The organism is Brevibacillus sp. NL20B1, from assembly GCF_018195675.1.
Lineage (GTDB): Bacteria > Bacillota > Bacilli > Brevibacillales > Brevibacillaceae > Brevibacillus > Brevibacillus aydinogluensis.
This window is the reverse complement of record NZ_JAGTPT010000002.1, coordinates 1-16938: the sequence shown is the minus strand read 5'-3', so window position 1 is coordinate 16938 and position 16938 is coordinate 1. Positions and strand designations below refer to the sequence as shown.

The 16938-nt window shown below is 56.2% G+C and carries 22 protein-coding genes and 1 riboswitch; of the genes, 4 read left to right on the top strand and 18 right to left on the bottom strand.

All coding sequences use genetic code 11. From position 1 onward, the window contains the following. Window positions 1–2: 2 nt before the first annotated feature. The 13 genes from KDN35_RS01840 to KDN35_RS01780 form a co-directional block, all read right to left on the bottom strand. Window positions 3–1271, bottom strand: a complete 1269-nt coding sequence (locus tag KDN35_RS01840) for an acetylornithine deacetylase (protein WP_376717847.1) — start codon at window positions 1269–1271, stop codon at window positions 3–5. Window position 1272: 1 nt separating this feature from the next. Further along, a complete protein-coding gene (locus KDN35_RS01835; protein ID WP_212131941.1) occupies window positions 1273–2043 on the bottom strand; it encodes a thiazole synthase in 771 nt (256 codons plus the stop codon). A 4-nt stretch (window positions 2044–2047) separates the two neighbouring features. Further along, window positions 2048–2251: a sulfur carrier protein ThiS gene (thiS, locus tag KDN35_RS01830; protein ID WP_171564808.1), complete on the bottom strand. Its 204-nt coding sequence runs from the start codon at window positions 2249–2251 to the stop codon at window positions 2048–2050. A 232-nt stretch (window positions 2252–2483) separates the two neighbouring features. Further along, window positions 2484–2594, bottom strand: a riboswitch (TPP riboswitch). Between the two features lie 46 nt (window positions 2595–2640). Then, on the bottom strand, window positions 2641–3021 hold the full coding sequence (gene kapB / locus KDN35_RS01825; RefSeq protein ID WP_171564807.1) for a kinase-associated lipoprotein KapB: 381 nt from the start codon (window positions 3019–3021) through the stop codon (window positions 2641–2643). A 36-nt stretch (window positions 3022–3057) separates the two neighbouring features. Further along, entirely contained in the window at window positions 3058–4269 is a 1212-nt protein-coding gene (locus tag KDN35_RS01820; protein WP_171564806.1) for an alanyl-tRNA editing protein, read from the bottom strand. Window positions 4270–4368: 99 nt separating this feature from the next. Further along, window positions 4369–4596 (bottom strand): 50S ribosomal protein L7ae, encoded by a 228-nt coding sequence (locus KDN35_RS01815; RefSeq protein ID WP_171564805.1) that lies wholly within the window; start codon window positions 4594–4596, stop codon window positions 4369–4371. Window positions 4597–4700: 104 nt separating this feature from the next. Continuing rightward, window positions 4701–5984, bottom strand: a complete 1284-nt coding sequence (locus KDN35_RS01810) for a glycoside hydrolase family 18 protein (RefSeq protein ID WP_171564804.1) — start codon at window positions 5982–5984, stop codon at window positions 4701–4703. 168 nt (window positions 5985–6152) lie between these two features. Next, a complete protein-coding gene (locus tag KDN35_RS01805) occupies window positions 6153–6527 on the bottom strand; it encodes a DUF779 domain-containing protein (RefSeq protein WP_171564803.1) in 375 nt (124 codons plus the stop codon). 33 nt (window positions 6528–6560) lie between these two features. After that, on the bottom strand, window positions 6561–8081 hold the full coding sequence (gene adh / locus KDN35_RS01800; protein ID WP_171564802.1) for an aldehyde dehydrogenase: 1521 nt from the start codon (window positions 8079–8081) through the stop codon (window positions 6561–6563). Window positions 8082–8302: 221 nt separating this feature from the next. Next, window positions 8303–8815 (bottom strand): ACT domain-containing protein, encoded by a 513-nt coding sequence (locus tag KDN35_RS01795; protein ID WP_212132044.1) that lies wholly within the window; start codon window positions 8813–8815, stop codon window positions 8303–8305. 45 nt (window positions 8816–8860) lie between these two features. Next, window positions 8861–9187 carry a hypothetical protein gene (locus KDN35_RS01790; protein WP_171564801.1) on the bottom strand — a complete coding sequence of 109 codons (327 nt, stop codon included), beginning with the start codon at window positions 9185–9187 and terminating at the stop codon, window positions 8861–8863. A gap of 21 nt (window positions 9188–9208) precedes the next feature. Beyond that, window positions 9209–10321 (bottom strand): tRNA 2-thiouridine(34) synthase MnmA, encoded by a 1113-nt coding sequence (mnmA, locus tag KDN35_RS01785; protein WP_212131940.1) that lies wholly within the window; start codon window positions 10319–10321, stop codon window positions 9209–9211. 211 nt (window positions 10322–10532) lie between these two features. Next, window positions 10533–10778: a hypothetical protein gene (locus KDN35_RS01780; RefSeq protein ID WP_171564799.1), complete on the bottom strand. Its 246-nt coding sequence runs from the start codon at window positions 10776–10778 to the stop codon at window positions 10533–10535. A gap of 165 nt (window positions 10779–10943) precedes the next feature. Between KDN35_RS01780 and KDN35_RS20045 the strand changes: the two genes are divergently transcribed. After that, the gene (locus KDN35_RS20045; protein ID WP_256379856.1) at window positions 10944–11072 is read left to right on the top strand and encodes a hypothetical protein; all 129 of its coding nucleotides are present in this window, start codon (window positions 10944–10946) and stop codon (window positions 11070–11072) included. Continuing rightward, entirely contained in the window at window positions 11011–11259 is a 249-nt protein-coding gene (locus KDN35_RS20220) for a phospholipase A2 family protein (protein WP_230077890.1), read from the top strand. Before KDN35_RS20045 ends, KDN35_RS20220 begins: the two co-directional genes overlap by 62 nt. 53 nt (window positions 11260–11312) lie before the next feature. On the opposite strand, the gene KDN35_RS01770 is transcribed toward KDN35_RS20220, so the two are convergent. Next, window positions 11313–13037, bottom strand: coding sequence for a WG repeat-containing protein (locus KDN35_RS01770; RefSeq protein ID WP_212131939.1), 1725 nt, complete (start codon window positions 13035–13037; stop codon window positions 11313–11315). Between the two features lie 295 nt (window positions 13038–13332). On the opposite strand from KDN35_RS01770, the gene KDN35_RS01765 reads away from it, so the two are divergent. Beyond that, a complete protein-coding gene (locus KDN35_RS01765; RefSeq protein ID WP_171564796.1) occupies window positions 13333–14124 on the top strand; it encodes a DUF2935 domain-containing protein in 792 nt (263 codons plus the stop codon). 101 nt (window positions 14125–14225) lie between these two features. Here KDN35_RS01765 and KDN35_RS01760 read toward each other — a convergent pair whose 3' ends face one another. From KDN35_RS01760 to KDN35_RS01745, 4 genes are all read right to left on the bottom strand, one after another. After that, window positions 14226–14504, bottom strand: a complete 279-nt coding sequence (locus KDN35_RS01760; RefSeq protein WP_249178862.1) for a YolD-like family protein — start codon at window positions 14502–14504, stop codon at window positions 14226–14228. A 59-nt stretch (window positions 14505–14563) separates the two neighbouring features. Continuing rightward, complete coding sequence (locus KDN35_RS01755) at window positions 14564–14806, bottom strand: LexA family transcriptional regulator (protein WP_212131937.1); 243 nt, start codon at window positions 14804–14806, stop codon at window positions 14564–14566. After that, window positions 14790–15011 carry a WYL domain-containing protein gene (locus tag KDN35_RS01750; protein WP_171564793.1) on the bottom strand — a complete coding sequence of 74 codons (222 nt, stop codon included), beginning with the start codon at window positions 15009–15011 and terminating at the stop codon, window positions 14790–14792. Before KDN35_RS01750 ends, KDN35_RS01755 begins: the two co-directional genes overlap by 17 nt. Before the next feature lie 168 nt (window positions 15012–15179). Next, complete coding sequence (locus tag KDN35_RS01745) at window positions 15180–16340, bottom strand: iron-containing alcohol dehydrogenase (RefSeq protein ID WP_212131936.1); 1161 nt, start codon at window positions 16338–16340, stop codon at window positions 15180–15182. 242 nt (window positions 16341–16582) lie between these two features. Between KDN35_RS01745 and KDN35_RS01740 the strand changes: the two genes are divergently transcribed. After that, window positions 16583–16938: hypothetical protein (locus tag KDN35_RS01740; RefSeq protein ID WP_212131935.1), on the top strand; the 356-nt coding region annotated here is incomplete at its 3' end.

The window sequence follows — 16938 nt, the reverse complement described above, 5'->3', positions numbered from 1 at the left end:
ATTCACTCCTTTTCCGTGTTGCACCAGTCTGCGAGAAACCGGGCCATGATTTGCGCAAAGCGGACCAGTTCGTCTGGATCGATCGACTCGTCAACGGCATGGGCCTGGGACAGCTCGCCGGGTCCGAAGATCACCGCCGGAATGCCGGCGTGGGCAAACCAGCCTGCGTCCGTTACCGTTCCGGACATGTCCACCACAGGTGTACGCTGCATCACCGCCTGATAGGCCTGCTTCAGTCTGGACAGCGCCGGATGGTTTTGATCCAATTCCAGCGAGGGGAAAATCTCGCCCCGCTCTTCGATCATCGACCGTCCTCCCCACCGGAATGTGGGCGGGTGGTCCCGCAGCCACGGGTCAGCCGCAGCCGCCGCCTGCACATGGGCTTCGATTTCTTGAATGATCGCTTCATGCGATTCGTTGGGGTAAAAATGGACGGTGATCCACAGCGCGCAGCGGTCGGCGATAAATGCCGCATGCCGACCGCCCTCGATGACCGCGGGGTTGATCGTGTTGCTGCCCGGCGAAAATCCCGGGTACGACTTCATCACTGCCCAGTGGCGTTCCAGCTCCTGCAGCGAGGCGATGATCTTCATCATCTTTTCGATCGCGGAGGCACCGTGCACGCGTCCGCCGGCATGGATGGTTTTTGCCCGCATCCCGTCGTGCAGGGTGACGGGGCTTTCTACCGTGATCCAGCCGGTAATCACACCGCCCTGTCCCTGCATGTGCAGGTGGCTGGTGTCCACCACGACGGCGTAGTCGGCGGAATAGCCCCGTTCGATGGCGGAGAGAGTGCCTGCTTCCCCCGCTTCTTCGCCGATCACCGATTGAAAAATCAGGTCGCCTTTCAGCTCGATTCCGTGCTCGCGCAGCATCCGGATGGCAAACAGGCTGGCTGCCAGCCCGCCTTTCATGTCGGCGACGCCGCGTCCGTACAGGCGTCCGTCCCGGCCCCGGGTAAGCGTAAACGGCGGATAGGTCCAGCCGCTGTCGTCGCCCACTTCCGCCACGTCTATATGTCCGTTGATGATCAGGCTGTGCGCCCGCTCCGGCGCAGTGCCCCGCAGGCGGCCCACCACGTTGTCATCGCCGGGAAAGACCGGCCAGCGATCTACCTCAAAGCCCAGCTCGTCCAGTTTTCGGGCGATCAGGCTCTGCGCGCCGCCGCTGTTGCGGGCAGGCGGGCTGACCGTGGGATGAGCGACGAGTTCGGCCAGCAGGGCAAACAACTCTTCTCTCCGCTCGGCTATAGCTGCCGTGACGCGTTCCACGTTATTCAATCATCCCTTCTGTCGGACTGCTGGCCGAGGCGTAACGCTTTTTCGGGATGCGCCCGGCGAGGAAACCCTTGCGCCCCGCCTCCACGGCCAATTTCATCGCTTCGGCCATCAGCACCGGGTTGTCTGCCAGCGCCACGGCCGTGTTCAGCAGGACGCCGTCCGCACCCAACTCCATCGCCTTGGCGCAGTCGGCCGGAGACCCGATGCCCGCGTCCACGATAACCGGAACCTTGGCGTCTTCGATGATGAAGCGCAGGTTGTGCTCATTGAGAATCCCTTGGCCGGAACCGATCGGAGACGCTCCCGGCATGACTGCGTGCACACCCACTTCCTGCAGCCGCTTGGCGAGAATCGGGTCATCGTTGGTGTAGGTCAATACGATGAAGCCTTCTTGCACCAGGATGCGGGATGCCTCCAAGGTGCCGATCGGATCAGGCAGAAGCGTCTTGGGATCGCCGATCACTTCCACCTTGATCATGTCGCACAGCCCCGACGCCTTGGCCAGCCGGGCGATCCGCACCGCCTCCTCGGCCGTGTAAGCGCCTGCCGTGTTTGGCAGCAGGGTGAATTTTTTCAAATCCAACCGTTCCAAAAAGTTGGGCGCGTGCGGATCTTCCAAATTGAGCCGGCGCACGGCAAAGGTAAGGATCTCCGCTTCCGATACTGCCACCGCCTGGGTCTGCGTGTCCAAATCGGGAAATTTACCGGTTCCCAGCAAGAGGCGGGAACGAAACTCATACGGTCCAATTTTCAATGTATCCATCTTGTCAGCCTCCTCCGACAAAGTGAACGATTTCGATTCGATCGCCGTCTGCGACTGGCGTGGTTTCATAACGGGCGCGGTCGACAATCTCGCCGTTGCGCTCCACGACCACGATCTTTTCCTGCAGTTGGTAGGACATTAGCAGGGCTCTGACAGTATTAACCTCGTCGTCCAGCTCCACGCGTTTGCCGTTCAACTGTACCAGCATGGTCCCCCTCCTTTCGTCAGCGCCGTCGGGAATGGCCGGCCGCTTGTCGTCTTCCAGCCGATAAAAAAACGGCTTCCCTGCCTGACCGAAGTCCAGACAGAAGAAGCCGTTTGCACCGATGTCGGGCGGACGGCAAACAAAAAAACCATCCGCCACGGATGGTTTTGGTTATGCATGTGCAGTGATCGCACTTCGGTCCGCGTGTCGCGGCACGAAATCACGACAGTGCGTTAATGCAGCCGATACCTCTTCCTCCGCTGGCATGACCCAGGTCAGGTTCAACGGTCAGTAACACATTCGTTACAATCTCAGCCGACTATGCTCGGCCCCCGTTTGGTATTTGCGCTATGCAGTTTTGCTTGCTCGACTACTACAGTAGCACGCTGCCCTTAGTTTGTAAAGGTCTCCTTGCGCAGTGCCTCCAACTCGTCGAGACAGCGCTGGGCCCACGTGACCATTTTGCGCAGTTTGTCCATCTCCCGCTCCAAAGCGGTCTGAACCGATTCCTTGTAGTCGGGCACCGCTCCACCGTAACGGATCACGGTCTGACTGGGCACCATGATCTTTTCCTGATAAGACAGCGCGGGACGCTGATGAAACAGCGGCACATCCACCTCGTATGGGTTGTGCAGGTCGCCCTGCGTCGGGTATTTCAATACCGCAAGCACCTTGACCAGCAGTTTGTCCCCGTGATTTTCCAACACTTCCGTCACGTATTCGCCCGTTCTGTAGGAGACGCGTACCAAATCTCCCGTTTGCCACAGCGACATGTCTATCTCTCCTTTCTTGAAAAAGCGTCAGTCCTGTTATACCCTGATCGATTCTTCCAGCAGCCGGCAGGCGTGTGCCAGCACCGCTTCCGCAGGAAGAATCGGCGCGCCCCCTCCCTGGGCCAGCGCAGGATTGCCGCCTCCTTTGCCGTCGATCAAGGGCAGCGTATCCTTGAGCAACTGGTTCATCGGCAGCGCCACCTGCTCGCCGCGAGCGAACAGAATCTGCAGCTTGTCTCCCTCGGCCGCGAACAGACAGACCGCGTCCGCTGCCTGTGCCGTTACCAGTTTGGCGAGCTGCTGCAGCTGCTGCATGCTCCGGCCAGCCCACACGGCCTTCACCAGCCGTACGTCAGACAGCGGTACCGCCTGCGCCAGCAGAGACTGCGCTTCTCCTTCGAGCAATTGTGTTTCTTTTTCCTCCAGCGCCGCTTTCAGCTGCTCCCGTTCTGTCACCAGCCGCTGTACCTGCTCGGCCAACTCCGGCTCGCCGGCACTCAGCGTGCGGGTCAACTCACGCAGCAGCAGATGCTTGCGGGAATAGTCGGCGAGAGCCCGCCAACCGCAGAGGAACGTGACCCGGATGTTGCCGCGGTGCCGCTCCCACCCGATGATTTTAATCGGCCCCACTTCGCCGGTCCGAGCCGGATGGGTGCCGCCGCAGGGGTTGTAGTCAAAGTCCGGGATAATTACCACACGAATGTTTTCGCTGACGGTTGGCTGTTTGCAAAGAGGCATGAGGGCCAGTTCAGCGTCCGTGACAAACCGTGCCTCGATGGGCCGGTTTTCCAGCACGATGCGGTTGGCCAGGGCTTCTACCTGCTCCGCCTGCTGAATGGACAGCTCATCCAACCGGACATCAATGGTGACGTAATCCCTGCCGAGGTGAAAGGCGACGGTCTCTGCCCCCAGTACCTCGACAAACGACGCCGAGAGGATGTGCTGCCCGGCGTGCTGCTGCATGTGATCAAACCGCCTGGGCCAATCGATTTGGCCCGCAATCTGCTGCCGCTCCTGGGGCAGCGGAGCTTCCAAGCGGTGGCGGATGTCACCGTCCACTTCCACCACGTCGATGACGCGGATGCCGCCCAGCTCGCCCAAATCGCAGGGCTGCCCTCCCCCTGTCGGGTAAAAGGCAGTGCGGTCCAGCACCACGTACGGTGTCCCGTCGGGTTCCGTCCCCCATTTCAGCACGCTTGCTTCAAAGGTGTGCAAATACGGATCGTCATAGTACAATCGGTTGTTCATAGCCGCTCCTTACTGCCGATTTTTGTCTTCCAGCAGGTTTTATCCATTTCGCTTCACGCAAGTCTCCCTCGTCCGGATACTGCCGTATGTACGTGTCGCTCAGCCGGCCAGTCGCGCCAGTTTTTGCTCCCGTTCTGCTCGTTCCTCCGGCGAAGCGAGATCGTATTTTTTCAACAAATGAAACAGTTCGTTCAACGTCTCCTGGGACAGCGGCGTTGCGAGCAATTCCTCAAGACGGGCTGCCAGCGCTTCGGGCAGGTAGGGCGTCTGCTCCGCCAGCTTCGCCCGCACGTCTTCCACGCTGTGATTCAGTCTGCATTCTCCCATATGCCCTCTCCTTCTTCCGTTTTGCACCATCATACCATGAGTGGCAGGCGAAGAAAAAGGCGTACGCCCCGTTCGGAGGTACGCCTTTTGTTTCTGCGTAGTCTTCACACTCGTTTGCGAACGCGAAAATTGTCTTCGATCAACAGCCAGTTTTGCGGAAACGGCAGCCCCAATTTCCAGTAGCTGACGCCGCGCAGGCCCAGTTCCTTGACCAGGTTGAACTTGGCCTGGATCGAACGGGCGTCTTCGAACCAGACGCGATGGCGGTTCTGATCGTCGTCCGTGTACTCGAAAAACGGCGCCTGCGCTTGATAATCGTACTGAATGTTGACGTTCCGCTCCCGTGCCAACGCGATTGCCGCCTGCGGGCTGAGGGAGCGAGCGGTCGTGCCGGGCTGGAAGGGCAGCCTCCAGTCGTACCCGTACAAATTCTGGCCCATCAAGATTTTGTTGGCGGGCATTTCCGTCAAGGCGTACTCCAGGACCCGGCGTACGGGACCAATGGGCGAAACCGGCATGGGCGGACCGCCGCTGTATCCCCATTCGTACGTCATGATCACGACAAAGTCGACGATTTCTCCGATTGCCCGGTAGTCGTGGGCGGGGTACCAAAGACCAGGCTGATCTGCTCTGGTCTTGGGTGCCAGGGCGGCGGAGACCATTTTTCCCACTGCGCTCGCCCGCTGGCGGGCGCGTCGCAAAAAGCGGACGTAGGCGTCCCGATCAGCAGCAGGCAGAGCTTCCAAGTCGAAGTGTATGTCGCCAAAACCAAGCCGCTGCGATGTACTGATGATGTTGTCCAGCAGCCGGTTTTGCACTGACATGTCGTTCAACACCAGGCTGCCCAGATCTGAACTGAACCGTTCCCCCTCCAGATTGGTGACCACCATCATCAGGACGTTCCGATTCTCCCGGGCAATCTGCGCAAAGTCATTTAGCGGCGGGGGCGACAGCGTGCCGTCCCGCCTGATCCGAAAGCTGAACGGCGCCAGATACGTCAGATGCGGCGCCGCTCTGCGCACGTCTGCCTCCAATGCCGGGGTCACCGTTCGCCGCGGCTCGGCATAGGCGTTAAAGTCAGCCGCCGGTCGCGGGCGCGGCGGAATGAACAACCGCATCCCTACCTGCAGGGGACGGAATTGTGAAATTTGATTGGCCCGGGCCAGTTCCGCGGCACTGATGCCAAAACGCTGGCCAATGGTGTACAGCGTATCACCCTGCCTCACCCAGTAATAGCTGCCCCGGATGGGGATCACCAGCGCCTGTCCGACGACAAGCCTGCCGGGATCAGGGAGCTCATTGGCCCGCGCGATCGCTTCGACAGACGAATCGTACGCCTGGGCGATGCCTGACAGTGTCTGTCCCGGCTGCACCACATGAATTTGCATGCGCCTCCTCCTTCGCGTTTTGTCTCTCTCTTCCATGTATTCAATGCGAGGCAGATAGGTGTTTGTCTCGCCCAAACGCTCACACGTTTGCCGCAAAAAAAGCATCCCGAAGATGATCCTCCGGGATGCTTTGTTACTTGCTTCGGAAGTTTACCGCGCCGCCGCTTGTCACAGCTCGCCAGATTCTTTTAACGTGCGGATCTCCTCGTCGGTAAACACCCGCGAGCGGGTGAGAAAGCGGACGCCCTCCGGCCCTTCCAGGGAGAACATGCCCCCTCTCCCCGGCACCACGTCGATGATGAGCTGCGTGTGCTTCCAGTATTCGTACTGGGCGGCGCTCATGTAAAACGGCGTCTCGCCGATCTCGCCCAACAGCACGTCGTTTTCCCCGATGAGAAATTCTCCGCGCGGATAGCACATCGGCGAGCTGCCATCGCAGCAACCGCCCGACTGGTGGAACAACAGCGGTCCGTACCTCTCCTTCAGCCGCTCGATCAACCGCAGCGCCGCTTCTGTTGCCAGCACTTTCGGCACTGTGCCCATGCGCTTCCTCCTTTTACAGGGGCTTTGTCTCGCTCAGAACAATCCGAGCGCATCCGGGCTGTAGCTGACCAACAGGTTTTTCGTCTGCTGATAGTGCTCAAGCATCATCTTGTGCGTCTCGCGGCCAATGCCGGATACCTTGTACCCGCCAAACGCGGCATGCGCCGGATAGGCGTGGTAGCAGTTGGTCCAGACGCGGCCGGCCTGGATCTCGCGCCCCATCCGGTACGCCAGATTCACGTCGCGGGTCCAAACGCCTGCCCCCAGCCCGTACAGCGTGTCGTTGGCCAGTTCCAGCGCTTCCTCCTGGTTCCGGAAGGTGGCCACGGAGACGACCGGGCCGAAGATCTCTTCCTGGAAAATGCGCATCTTGTTATGCCCTTTGAACACGGTCGGCTTGACGTAGTACCCGTCTTTCAGCTCGCCGGGAAGGATGTTCCGCTCGCCGCCGATCAGACACTGAGCCCCTTCCTGTCTGCCGATGTCGAGGTAGGAGAGGATTTTTTCCAATTGTTCCGCCGACGCCTGCGCACCGATCATCGTCTCTGTGTCGAGCGGGTTGCCCTGCTTGATCGCCGCAACGCGGGCCAGCGCTTTTTCCATGAACCGGTCGTATATCGACTCCTGGATAAAGGCGCGTGACGGGCACGTGCAGACCTCGCCCTGATTGAGCGCAAACATGACGAATCCTTCCACCGCTTTGTTGAAAAACGCGTCATCCTTGGCGCAGACGTCCTCAAAGAAGATGTTTGGCGACTTGCCGCCCAACTCCAGCGTCACCGGGATGATGTTTTGCGACGCGTACTGCATGATCAGGCGGCCGGTCGTCGTCTCCCCTGTAAAGGCAATTTTGGCGATCCGGTTGCTGGTGGCCAGCGGTTTGCCGGCTTCCAGTCCAAAGCCGTTGACCACATTGACGACACCGGGCGGAATGAGGTCCTGCACCAGTTCGAGGAAGACCAGAACGGACGCGGGCGTCTGTTCGGCCGGCTTCAACACGACGCAGTTGCCTGCGGCGAGTGCCGGAGCCAGTTTCCATACGGCCATCAGCAGCGGAAAGTTCCACGGGATGATTTGACCGACGACGCCGAGCGGCTCGTGGAAATGGTAGGCCACCGTGTGCTCGTCGATTTGGCTGATGCTTCCTTCCTGGGCCCGGATGCAGCCGGCAAAGTAGCGGAAATGATCGATCGCCAGCGGCAGATCGGCTGCCAGCGCCTCGCGAATCGGCTTGCCGTTGTCCCACGTTTCCGCTACGGCCAGCATTTCCAGATTGGCTTCCATGCGGTCGGCGATTTTGTTCAAGAGGGCCGCCCGCTCTGCCGGTGATGTGCGCCCCCACGCTGCTTTTGCCTCATGAGCCGCATCCAGCGCCAATTCAATATCGTCCGCCGTGGAGCGCGGCACTTCGCAAAATGCCCGTCCCGTTATGGGCGTGACATTTTCAAAGTACTCCCCTTTTACCGGCGGAACCCATTTCCCTCCGATAAAATTTTCGTACCGCTTTTTGAACGAAACCTTTGCCCCTGGTTGTCCCGGCTGCGCGTAGATCATCGATGGCCACTCCTCCTCTTACATTTTCATGTTCATCCCTTTTATACATATGAGGGGAGCGGACAAATCAGAAGCGTTTCTCCCAGCCCGGGTCTCGTACAATTTGGAGGGGCCCGATTTTGGCCACCAGACCGAATACAGCCCCGTCCCGCTCATCCATCTGCTGATGTACAAATGATGTACAAAAAACAGCCGCCCGCGGTTGCGGACGGCCGTGTGCTTCATTGGAGGGAAATCACGCGGGTGATCTGCGGCAGTTTCTCAATGGCAGTGACCACGTCAGGCGTAATGGCTTCGTCGGTAACGGACACGAGCAGCGCGTTTTTCCCTTTTTGCTCTCGGGAGACATTCAATTTGGAGATGTTGATTTGATTGTCGGCTAATATGCGGGACACGTCGTAAATCACGCCGGGATAATCATTATGATAGACGAGCAGTCCGTGCGATTGCGGCGGAATCCGGCATGGACAGTAATTGATCTCGGCAATGTACACCTCCCGCCAGTCCTGGGCGATCGTGTACTTGTTGCCTCCCACCCGGACAACAGCCAGATGGTTGGCGTACTCCCCCGAACTGGTCTGTACCGGTACGTCGGCACCCAGTCCTTCCACCAACGCCTTGGCAATGGCATCGCGTTGCTCGTATGCCAGGATCGTCAGCGACGCTCCCGCCAGATTTGGCTCCAGCCTGCGGATCAGGCTTGCCAGGTCGCGCAGTTGTTCCGCATTGATCATGTTCATGCACTCACATCCCCTGTCATCTCTTTGTTTTCTCGGGTGTTACCTGGGGAGAATCCACGCTTCTTCCTCTTTGATGATCGAGGAATGATTGATCGAGCGATACCACGCCGTCAAGGTGTTGCCGTCCTTTTCGTACGTGATTTTGTAGATCGTGTTTCCTTTTCCGCTCTTCTCAAACGGGCTCTCATCCACAGGGACGACGGTAATGGCTGTCACCTTTCCCCCTTGGCTGGCGATCTTTTCGTGAATCATCGACACGTGCTCCTGACTTGTGGTGTACAAGCCCATGTAGGCCAGTCCCCCGATGAGTATCGCTCCCAGCAAAAACGAAACGATGATCAGCTTTGATTTCTGTGTCGCTTCCACGTTCCGATTCTCCCATCCGCGTTAATTCTCTGCATCCAGCCGCGTCACCTGGTCGATGATTCCGCCGCCGAGGCACTCCTCCCCGTTGTAGAAGACAACGGCTTGTCCCGGCGTAACCGCTTTTTGCGGCTGATCAAAGACGACCTCCACGGTGTTGCCTTCGCGAAGATGCACCGTCACACCTTGATCCGGTTGTCGGTAGCGAAACTTGGCTGTACAGGTAAAGGAAGACTCCGGCTCCTTGCCGCTGATCCAGTTCACGTCAGTAGCGATCAGACTGGTAGAGTAAAGGCGGGGATGGCCGGCCCCTTCGGCGACAATCAGCACGTTGCGCTCCAAATCCTTGTCAACCACAAACCACGGTTGGCCGGTCTTTCCGTGTCCGCCGCCGATACCCAGCCCCTGCCGCTGTCCCAGGGTGTAATACATCAAGCCATCGTGGCGGCCGATCACTTCGCCGTCCACCGTTTCGATGTTCCCCGGTTTGGCGGGCAGATAGTTTTGCAGAAACTCGCGGAAATTGCGCTCCCCGATGAAACAGATCCCGGTGCTGTCCTTCTTCTTGGCGGTGGCCAGCCCCGCTTTTTCCGCGATCTCCCGCACCTGCGGCTTGGTCAGGGAACCGAGCGGAAACATCGTTTTGGACAATTGGTGCTGATTCAGGGCGTTGAGAAAGTAGGACTGATCCTTGTTGGTGTCAACACCGCGCAGCAGCCGATACGCTCCGTCCCGGTACTCCACCCGGGCATAGTGGCCGGTCGCAATGTAATCGGCGCCGAGGTCCATCACCTTGTCGAGCAGTTCGCCAAACTTGATTTCCCGGTTGCACATGACATCCGGGTTGGGCGTGCGTCCCCGTTTATATTCATCCAAAAAATACTGGAAGACTTTCTCCATGTATTCTTTTTCAAAGTTAACCGTGTAGTACGGGATGCCTATTTGTTCGCAGACGCGCCGGACGTCCTGGAAGTCTTCTTCCGCCGTGCAGTGGCCAAATTCATCGGTATCATCCCAGTTTTTCATAAAGATGCCGATGACGTCGTATCCCTGTTGTTTCAGCAGGTAAGCCGTCACGGAGGAGTCGACCCCACCGGACATGCCGACGACGACGCGCGTGTCTTCTGGTCGCTTCATGGTCTTTCTCCTCTTTTCACTAAGGTTCCTTATCAGCATACCACGTTTTCAGCGACAATTCATGTGTAGAAACAAAGCGAAGTGCGAATGGTTGACTGCACCTTTCTATTTTGTGTTTGAGGCGGAAAACGTTTCGTACTGTGTACAACGCAAAGACAGATGGGGACGCTCTTCCCGGCGGGTGTTCCACTTCCTTTGCCTTGTCTGCGGGTTACCGGTTTTTAAGCGTTCGTTCAATGTGGCGAATCGCCTTCCAATAGGCTGCTTCGTCCAGTCGCCCCTGCTCACGCTGCCACTCGATGTAATTGCGCAGGGAGAGGAGGTCGATCCAGGCCTCCTTGGACTGCGGGTTGTCTCCCGGCACCTCGCCGGTAATTTCGCCTTCCCGCACCAGCTTGGCCATTTTTGTGGGATGGATGCCGATTTGATAGGCGATCTGGTATAATGCCGTCTTCATGGAATTCTCTCCTTCGTCAAACGCTTCGGCCCTGTACAGGGAAGCTGGCTTGTCCTCTTCATTCTGCCAGTCTTGACGCCGGCTGCCAATCCCCGAACTGTCAATGGTGAAAAAGCAGCGTCAGTCGATCAGATAAGCGTACAATCACTTTTGGCGAAACCCGATATGGTAGTAGTAACTCTTTCCATGGCGGTGATGCGAAGTGCCAATCCGCAAGCGGCGTTTTGGATCAATTCCCTGTTTTTACGGAAACTGGTGCGGTCCCGGCTGTTCTGGGCCAAATCCGCCCATTGACGAGATAGACTGGTGCTGCATGATGCACGACAAGTGTTACCAAAAACGCGGCTATTTTGCGTGCAGCTGCGACAGAAAAATGGTGAAATGCCTGAAGCGGTGCATTGATCACAAGACGGAGAACGGGCGAATCGCCTATCTCATGTATCTGTATTTTTGCAAAAGCATCTGCGATCCCAAGCGCTAAGCGATCAACCGCCTGGGATCGTTATCTGGTCATGAAGTCATTCGCCCCTCACTTCATTGGATCAGGTCAGTTCCAGCCACTTGTTTCATTACGTAGTTTCCTTTTTTATCAATATAGATTTGATCGTTCGACCCGTCCGGCGTCACAAGCGCCAAACCGTCTTGAAAACTGCGTGCATGGGAAAATTGCGGCGAAATCACCCATGTTCCGGTTTTGTCGATAAATCCGTCTTTCCCCTTGACGCGGACGCGCGCCAGCCCCTCGGAGAATGACTCTGCTTCATCAAACTGTGCCGGGATCACCATTTTTCCGGTCTTGTCAATATAACCGAATCGGTATCCGATCCTGACCATTGCCAGGCCGTCAGAAAAATCCGTGGCATAGTCACCTGTTTGATTGCGGGTGTCAAACGTCGGTGAAATGACGGTCTTTCCTGTTTTGTCGATATACCCGTACTTCCCGCTGATCATAACCCGGGCCAATCCTTCATGAAAGTCAAACAACCGCGGCTTGCCGCTGTAATTGTAATTGAGCCCCTCCACTGAAAATTGCGGCTTGATGACGTAGGCACCGTTTTTGCCGATATAGCCGTACCGACCGTTTCGCGCTACCGCGGCCAGGCCTTCGTGAAAGTCGTTGGCGATGTCAAATTGCGGTTTGACGACCACCTTTCCGTTTTGGTCGATATACCCCCACAGGTTGCCGACCCGCGCGGCGGCAAGTCCTTCCTGAAACGGCATGACCTCGTCATACGCTGCCGAGACAAACTTGCCGCTTTTGTTGATGAAGGCGTACTTGTTCCCTTGTGTAATGACAGCAAGCCCCTCTTGAAAATCGACGCCTCTGTCATACTCGTAGGCAGACCCCAGCGGATAGACAGGGTTGATGGCCCACTTCCCTTGTTTATTGATGTACCCGTACTTGTAACCGACCCGCGCGGCAGCCAGTCCCTCACTGAAATCTTTCACATCATCAAACTGCAGGGGAATCGCCAATTCGCCATTGGCTCCGACAAATCCCCATTTGCCGTTGAAGTATACCGCCCCCAATCCATCCCGAAACGGTCTGGCATTGCTAAACTGCGGATCGACCAGGACACGACCCGCAGCATCCATGTATCCCCATTTGCCGTTTTGGGTGAACGGGTACAATTTCTCACTCGGCGGAATGAGCGGAGTGGACGGCTGATCGGGCGCCGGTTTGGCTTGGACGATGGACTTGTCCGCCAGATTCTTGATGAATTGAACCGCTTCTGTCCGGGTGAGATACGATTCCTTGGCAAAGCCGGTCAAGCTGGCTGTTTCCCCCCGCCCTTTGACCAGCCCTTGGTTGTACAAATACTGGATCGCGTTGTTCGTGTCGTAACGGAAGCCCTGCGAGGCAGCAATCAGTTTGGCTACACTGCCCCGTTTGATCGGACGAGCCGACTGAGCACGGGACACCGGCCAATGATACGCTTCGGCCTGACGATAATAAACGTCAGCCCAGTATGTACCTGCAGGCTGAAGCGTCAGTGCGTTTCCGTGGTTAGCGTAATAACGGAGCAGCATCGCCAAAAATTCGCTTTCCTTGACGTACTGATCCGGTTTGAAGGTGCGGTCCGGGAAACCGGAAACCAAACGCTGCTCCACACCCCATCTGATCGTATCGTACCCCCAGTAGGCCGAGGTGACGTCCTGAAACGTAACGGACTCCGCCGCAGCCGTCAAACCGACGCTGCTCCACGCCAAAACGCCGGCGACTACCATCTTCAAGCAGTGTTTTCTGTACTTCTTCAAGTAACTTCTCCCTCTTTCGTCAAATGTGTTGCAAAATGTTAAGACGCCAATGAAATGGAAAAGTTCCGGTTGCCAGTTTCCAGCACAAAACATTTTTGGGCGTGAGCGTCCAAGTTCGCACTTTTTCAAAATGTAGGCGTAAGCCCAGTCCACGACCTGGGTATTGGCATAGAGATACATCGTACTTGCAAATACAAAGGAGTCGTCTGCGGATGCGAATCCACGCTGGGAACTGTCCATTCCCAGTGGCCAGGATTGCGCGAAGCGACACAAAAATGCATGGGGGAGTTACCGTATGGCAGATACATTTGTGAGTCGGTCGTTAGATGAAATCAGATTTTGGTCAAGAATCATGAAAGAACATTCCCTGTTCCTTAAATTGGGGTTTCGTTATGACGATACCAAATTAATCGACGAAGCCAATCGGTTTTACAACATTTTTGAAGACATTGAAAATCAGGCCCATGCCTTCTCGCCGGATGCAGACCCGCAAAGAATTTTCGAATTTAACAATGTCGTTCACCATGCGGTTTGTCACATTTGGAAGTTCAAACGAAGAGTCCTTGACTTGATTATTCGCTGCAAGATTGGGGGAAATAATTTTCCCTTGTTGGTCGATCATATCAGCAGGGAAGCTGCCTATTTCATGAATCGATTAGAGCAATTAAATACGGGAACCCTTGATCCCTTGCCCGATGCCATCATTAATGAAAATGTATTTTTCCTCAGAATCATGGCAGACCACGCCAAATTTATCAACCACTTGCTTGATCCTTCCGAAAGAAAACTTGTCGAACAGGCTCGTGAGTTTAGCCATGACTTTGATCAACTCCTTTATCAAGCGATTGACCTCAACTCCATGCGGCCTCAGTCACAAACCCTTCCTCTCCTTGAACAATTTGTCGATCAAAATCGCGTTTCCGTACGTCAATTGCGCGACTTCAAGAAGACAGCACGTGAACTGATTGAGGCATGCAGAATAAAAAGCATAATCCCGCCGCTGCTCGCTGATCACGTATTCAGAGAAGCATCGCGCTTTCTCGAAATCCTGGATGCATTTGAGGTGGCTTTGTCCTCCTCGAAATAAAGAGAACGTCATATCGGTCTGTAAGCATGATGAATCCACCCCCACCCCCATAATGGGGGTTTCAACATTTTACAACATTTGAACCAAGTGAGCTGTAGGAGTCAACCGGTGTACGATTTCGTCACACGCACGACATCCTCGATCTGAATCCACACAGAATCCCAATCACTGACCAGCAGGAACCGTCGTTCGTCAGCGTCAATCTGCTTTACGCTCCCCCATGCCGTTTCAAACACGCCGCGTCCTGCGGATATTTCCCGGAACCATGTAACGCTGATCGCGTAGTCGTACTGCGTAGCGTCATAGATACGAAAACAGTTTTCATCATAGTCGATCTCGTCAACAACCGGTCTCTCTGCAAGCCCTTCATCCGCGTTCACAGGCCCGCTTTCTGTTTTTTTCTCCGGCTGTACCATCCGCGCGGTTCTGAACCAATCTCCTATTTTCTGCCCCATCTAGATGTCTCCTTTCGTTCCCACGCTTCCAACAGCTTGATGTCGTTCGGGTGTGAGCGAACCCATTGGATGTACCCTTCCCGTGCCAAAATGGCCAGTACCTCCATGACACCGGCGCGGCTACGACCTGTTTTCACGCACAGTTCATCCACGTTCGGCGTTCGCCTGCGCCCAACAGAAAAGTTGGCGATGATGCGGAGCACCTTCCGTTCAATATCCTGCAGCACGCTGTTTCACCACTGGAACTGCAGCGAGGATGTTGTCAACGGAGAAGATGCGAAACGCCCGACGCGCAAAACAGTAGGCTTTTACACGCCCCCTGCTGATCTCATGAATTCGGACAGTTCGCTTCGACGTTCGCCCATGGCGATCCAGATAGATGATCTCGACTAGCTGACCGCTGTTCATATAGCGCTGCAGGTACCCGATCATCGTCATTCCTCCTGTATATACGAACATTTGTTTGTATTATATGCGAACATGAGGCGAACATGCAAGAAAAAATGCCCCACTGTCCGTGGAGCATGTGTTCGTTCACCATTGTCAGCCCATTGTGGTGATTGCGTCAGAAGTGCAGCGCTTCAATTGTTTCCGGCATTCTTACGACCGATACGCCTCCTCCAGAATGCGCAGGTAATCCTCCGCCGTAATCGTCCGCACATTGCTTGGCGTGGAGGCGTTTTGCACCGACAGCTCTACGATCCGCGGAAAGTCCTCTTCGCGCACACCCGGCAAGTCTTTCAGCTTTGGAATGTCCAGGCTGTGCGTAAAGGCCTCAATGCCGTCAATCAGCTTTTCGACAGCCAACTCGTCCGCGTCCGCATCGGCGGCAAACCCCATGTAACGCGCCAATCTGGCGTGCATCGGCTTGTTTTCCACTGCATTGAACCGAAGCACATGGGGCAAAAATACTGCATTCGCGACGCCGTGGGGCGTGTCGTAAAGCCCGCCGAGCGCTTCCGCCAGACAGTGCACAGCCGCGACATCCGCCGAGCCAAAACAGAGCCCCGCCAGCAGACTGCCCTCCAGCATGGCGGAACGGGCCTCTACATTTCGACCATCGGCATAAGCAGCCGGCAGTGCGGAGACAATCGTCTGCATCGCACGGGCGCCGAGGGCTTGCGAGATCGGATTGGTCACCTTGCAGGTATACCCCTCGATGGCGTGAACCAAGGCGTCGACGCCGGTGGCAGCAGTGACAGCGGGCGGAACACTGAGCGTCAAACTGGGATCAAGCACGGCCAGCGTTGGGCGCAAGGCGGCGTGTTTGAGCGTCATTTTTCGGTGCGTGGCCGACTCGGTAATGACTGCGGAGCGGGTCACTTCCGATCCCGTCCCGGCTGTAGTGGGAACGCAAATGATCGGGGCAATGTTTGCGTAGGGAAGCCGTCCGTCCGCGTAGTCGGCGGGCGTTCCGCCATTTGGTCCGCACAGCGCGATCGTTTTCCCCGTGTCCATGGCGCTTCCCCCGCCGATGGCCACCACCATGCTGGCACCTGTGTCACGGAATTGTTCTGCTCCCGCCAAGCATTCCGTATCCCGCGGATTTTGGCTGAGCGACGCAAACAGCGACACGGCAAAACCCGCTTCCTGCAGAGCTGTCTGGATCGGTTCAACCAGGCCCGCGCGGATCACGCCGGGGTCACTGACCAGCAATATGGACGAGCCGACCTGCAGGGAGTGCAGCAGTTCCGGCAGGTGGAGAGCCTTGCCCATCCCCATTTCAATACGCGTGGAGCAATTGTAGTGAAAGGCATTCATCCGGTTTCCCCCCGATTTTTACAAGCTCGTGACAGTACCATCATAACTGGCAGGAAAAACGGATTTCCACACAAAATTTGAAATATTCCACTTATTGAGGCGAACAATTATGTACGACGAACAGAAACCGCCATACGAAAATGTTGTTGCAATTTCTGCAAAAATCGCTTTGATGTTTACGTGACCAGCCAGACAATCTGTTCGTCATACGGTATGAACTCCAGTTCCCAGGGGGGCTAGCAGTGATAAAAAATGGATGGTATGTGATTACAGGTTCCTATTTTGTTACCCTATTCCTTGCATCATGGATGTACACTGCGATCACGAAGCTGCCGATTGATCAACATCGAGATGTGTCAGGACTGGTTTTAGGATCTGTAATGGTAGTCATCCCATATATCGTCGGTGGTCTGTACGCAGGGATTGCTCATAAACGAGGGGCAACAAGAGCAGCCGTGTGGATCGGTATACTCCCTGCCATCGCAGAAAAGGTTCTGATTTTTCTGATCGGCAGCTGCTATGTCATAATGGAAGGGAGCCCTATCACATGGGAAAACGTCATGATGTTTGTCAGTGCCGAAGCCGTTCCCTATTATAC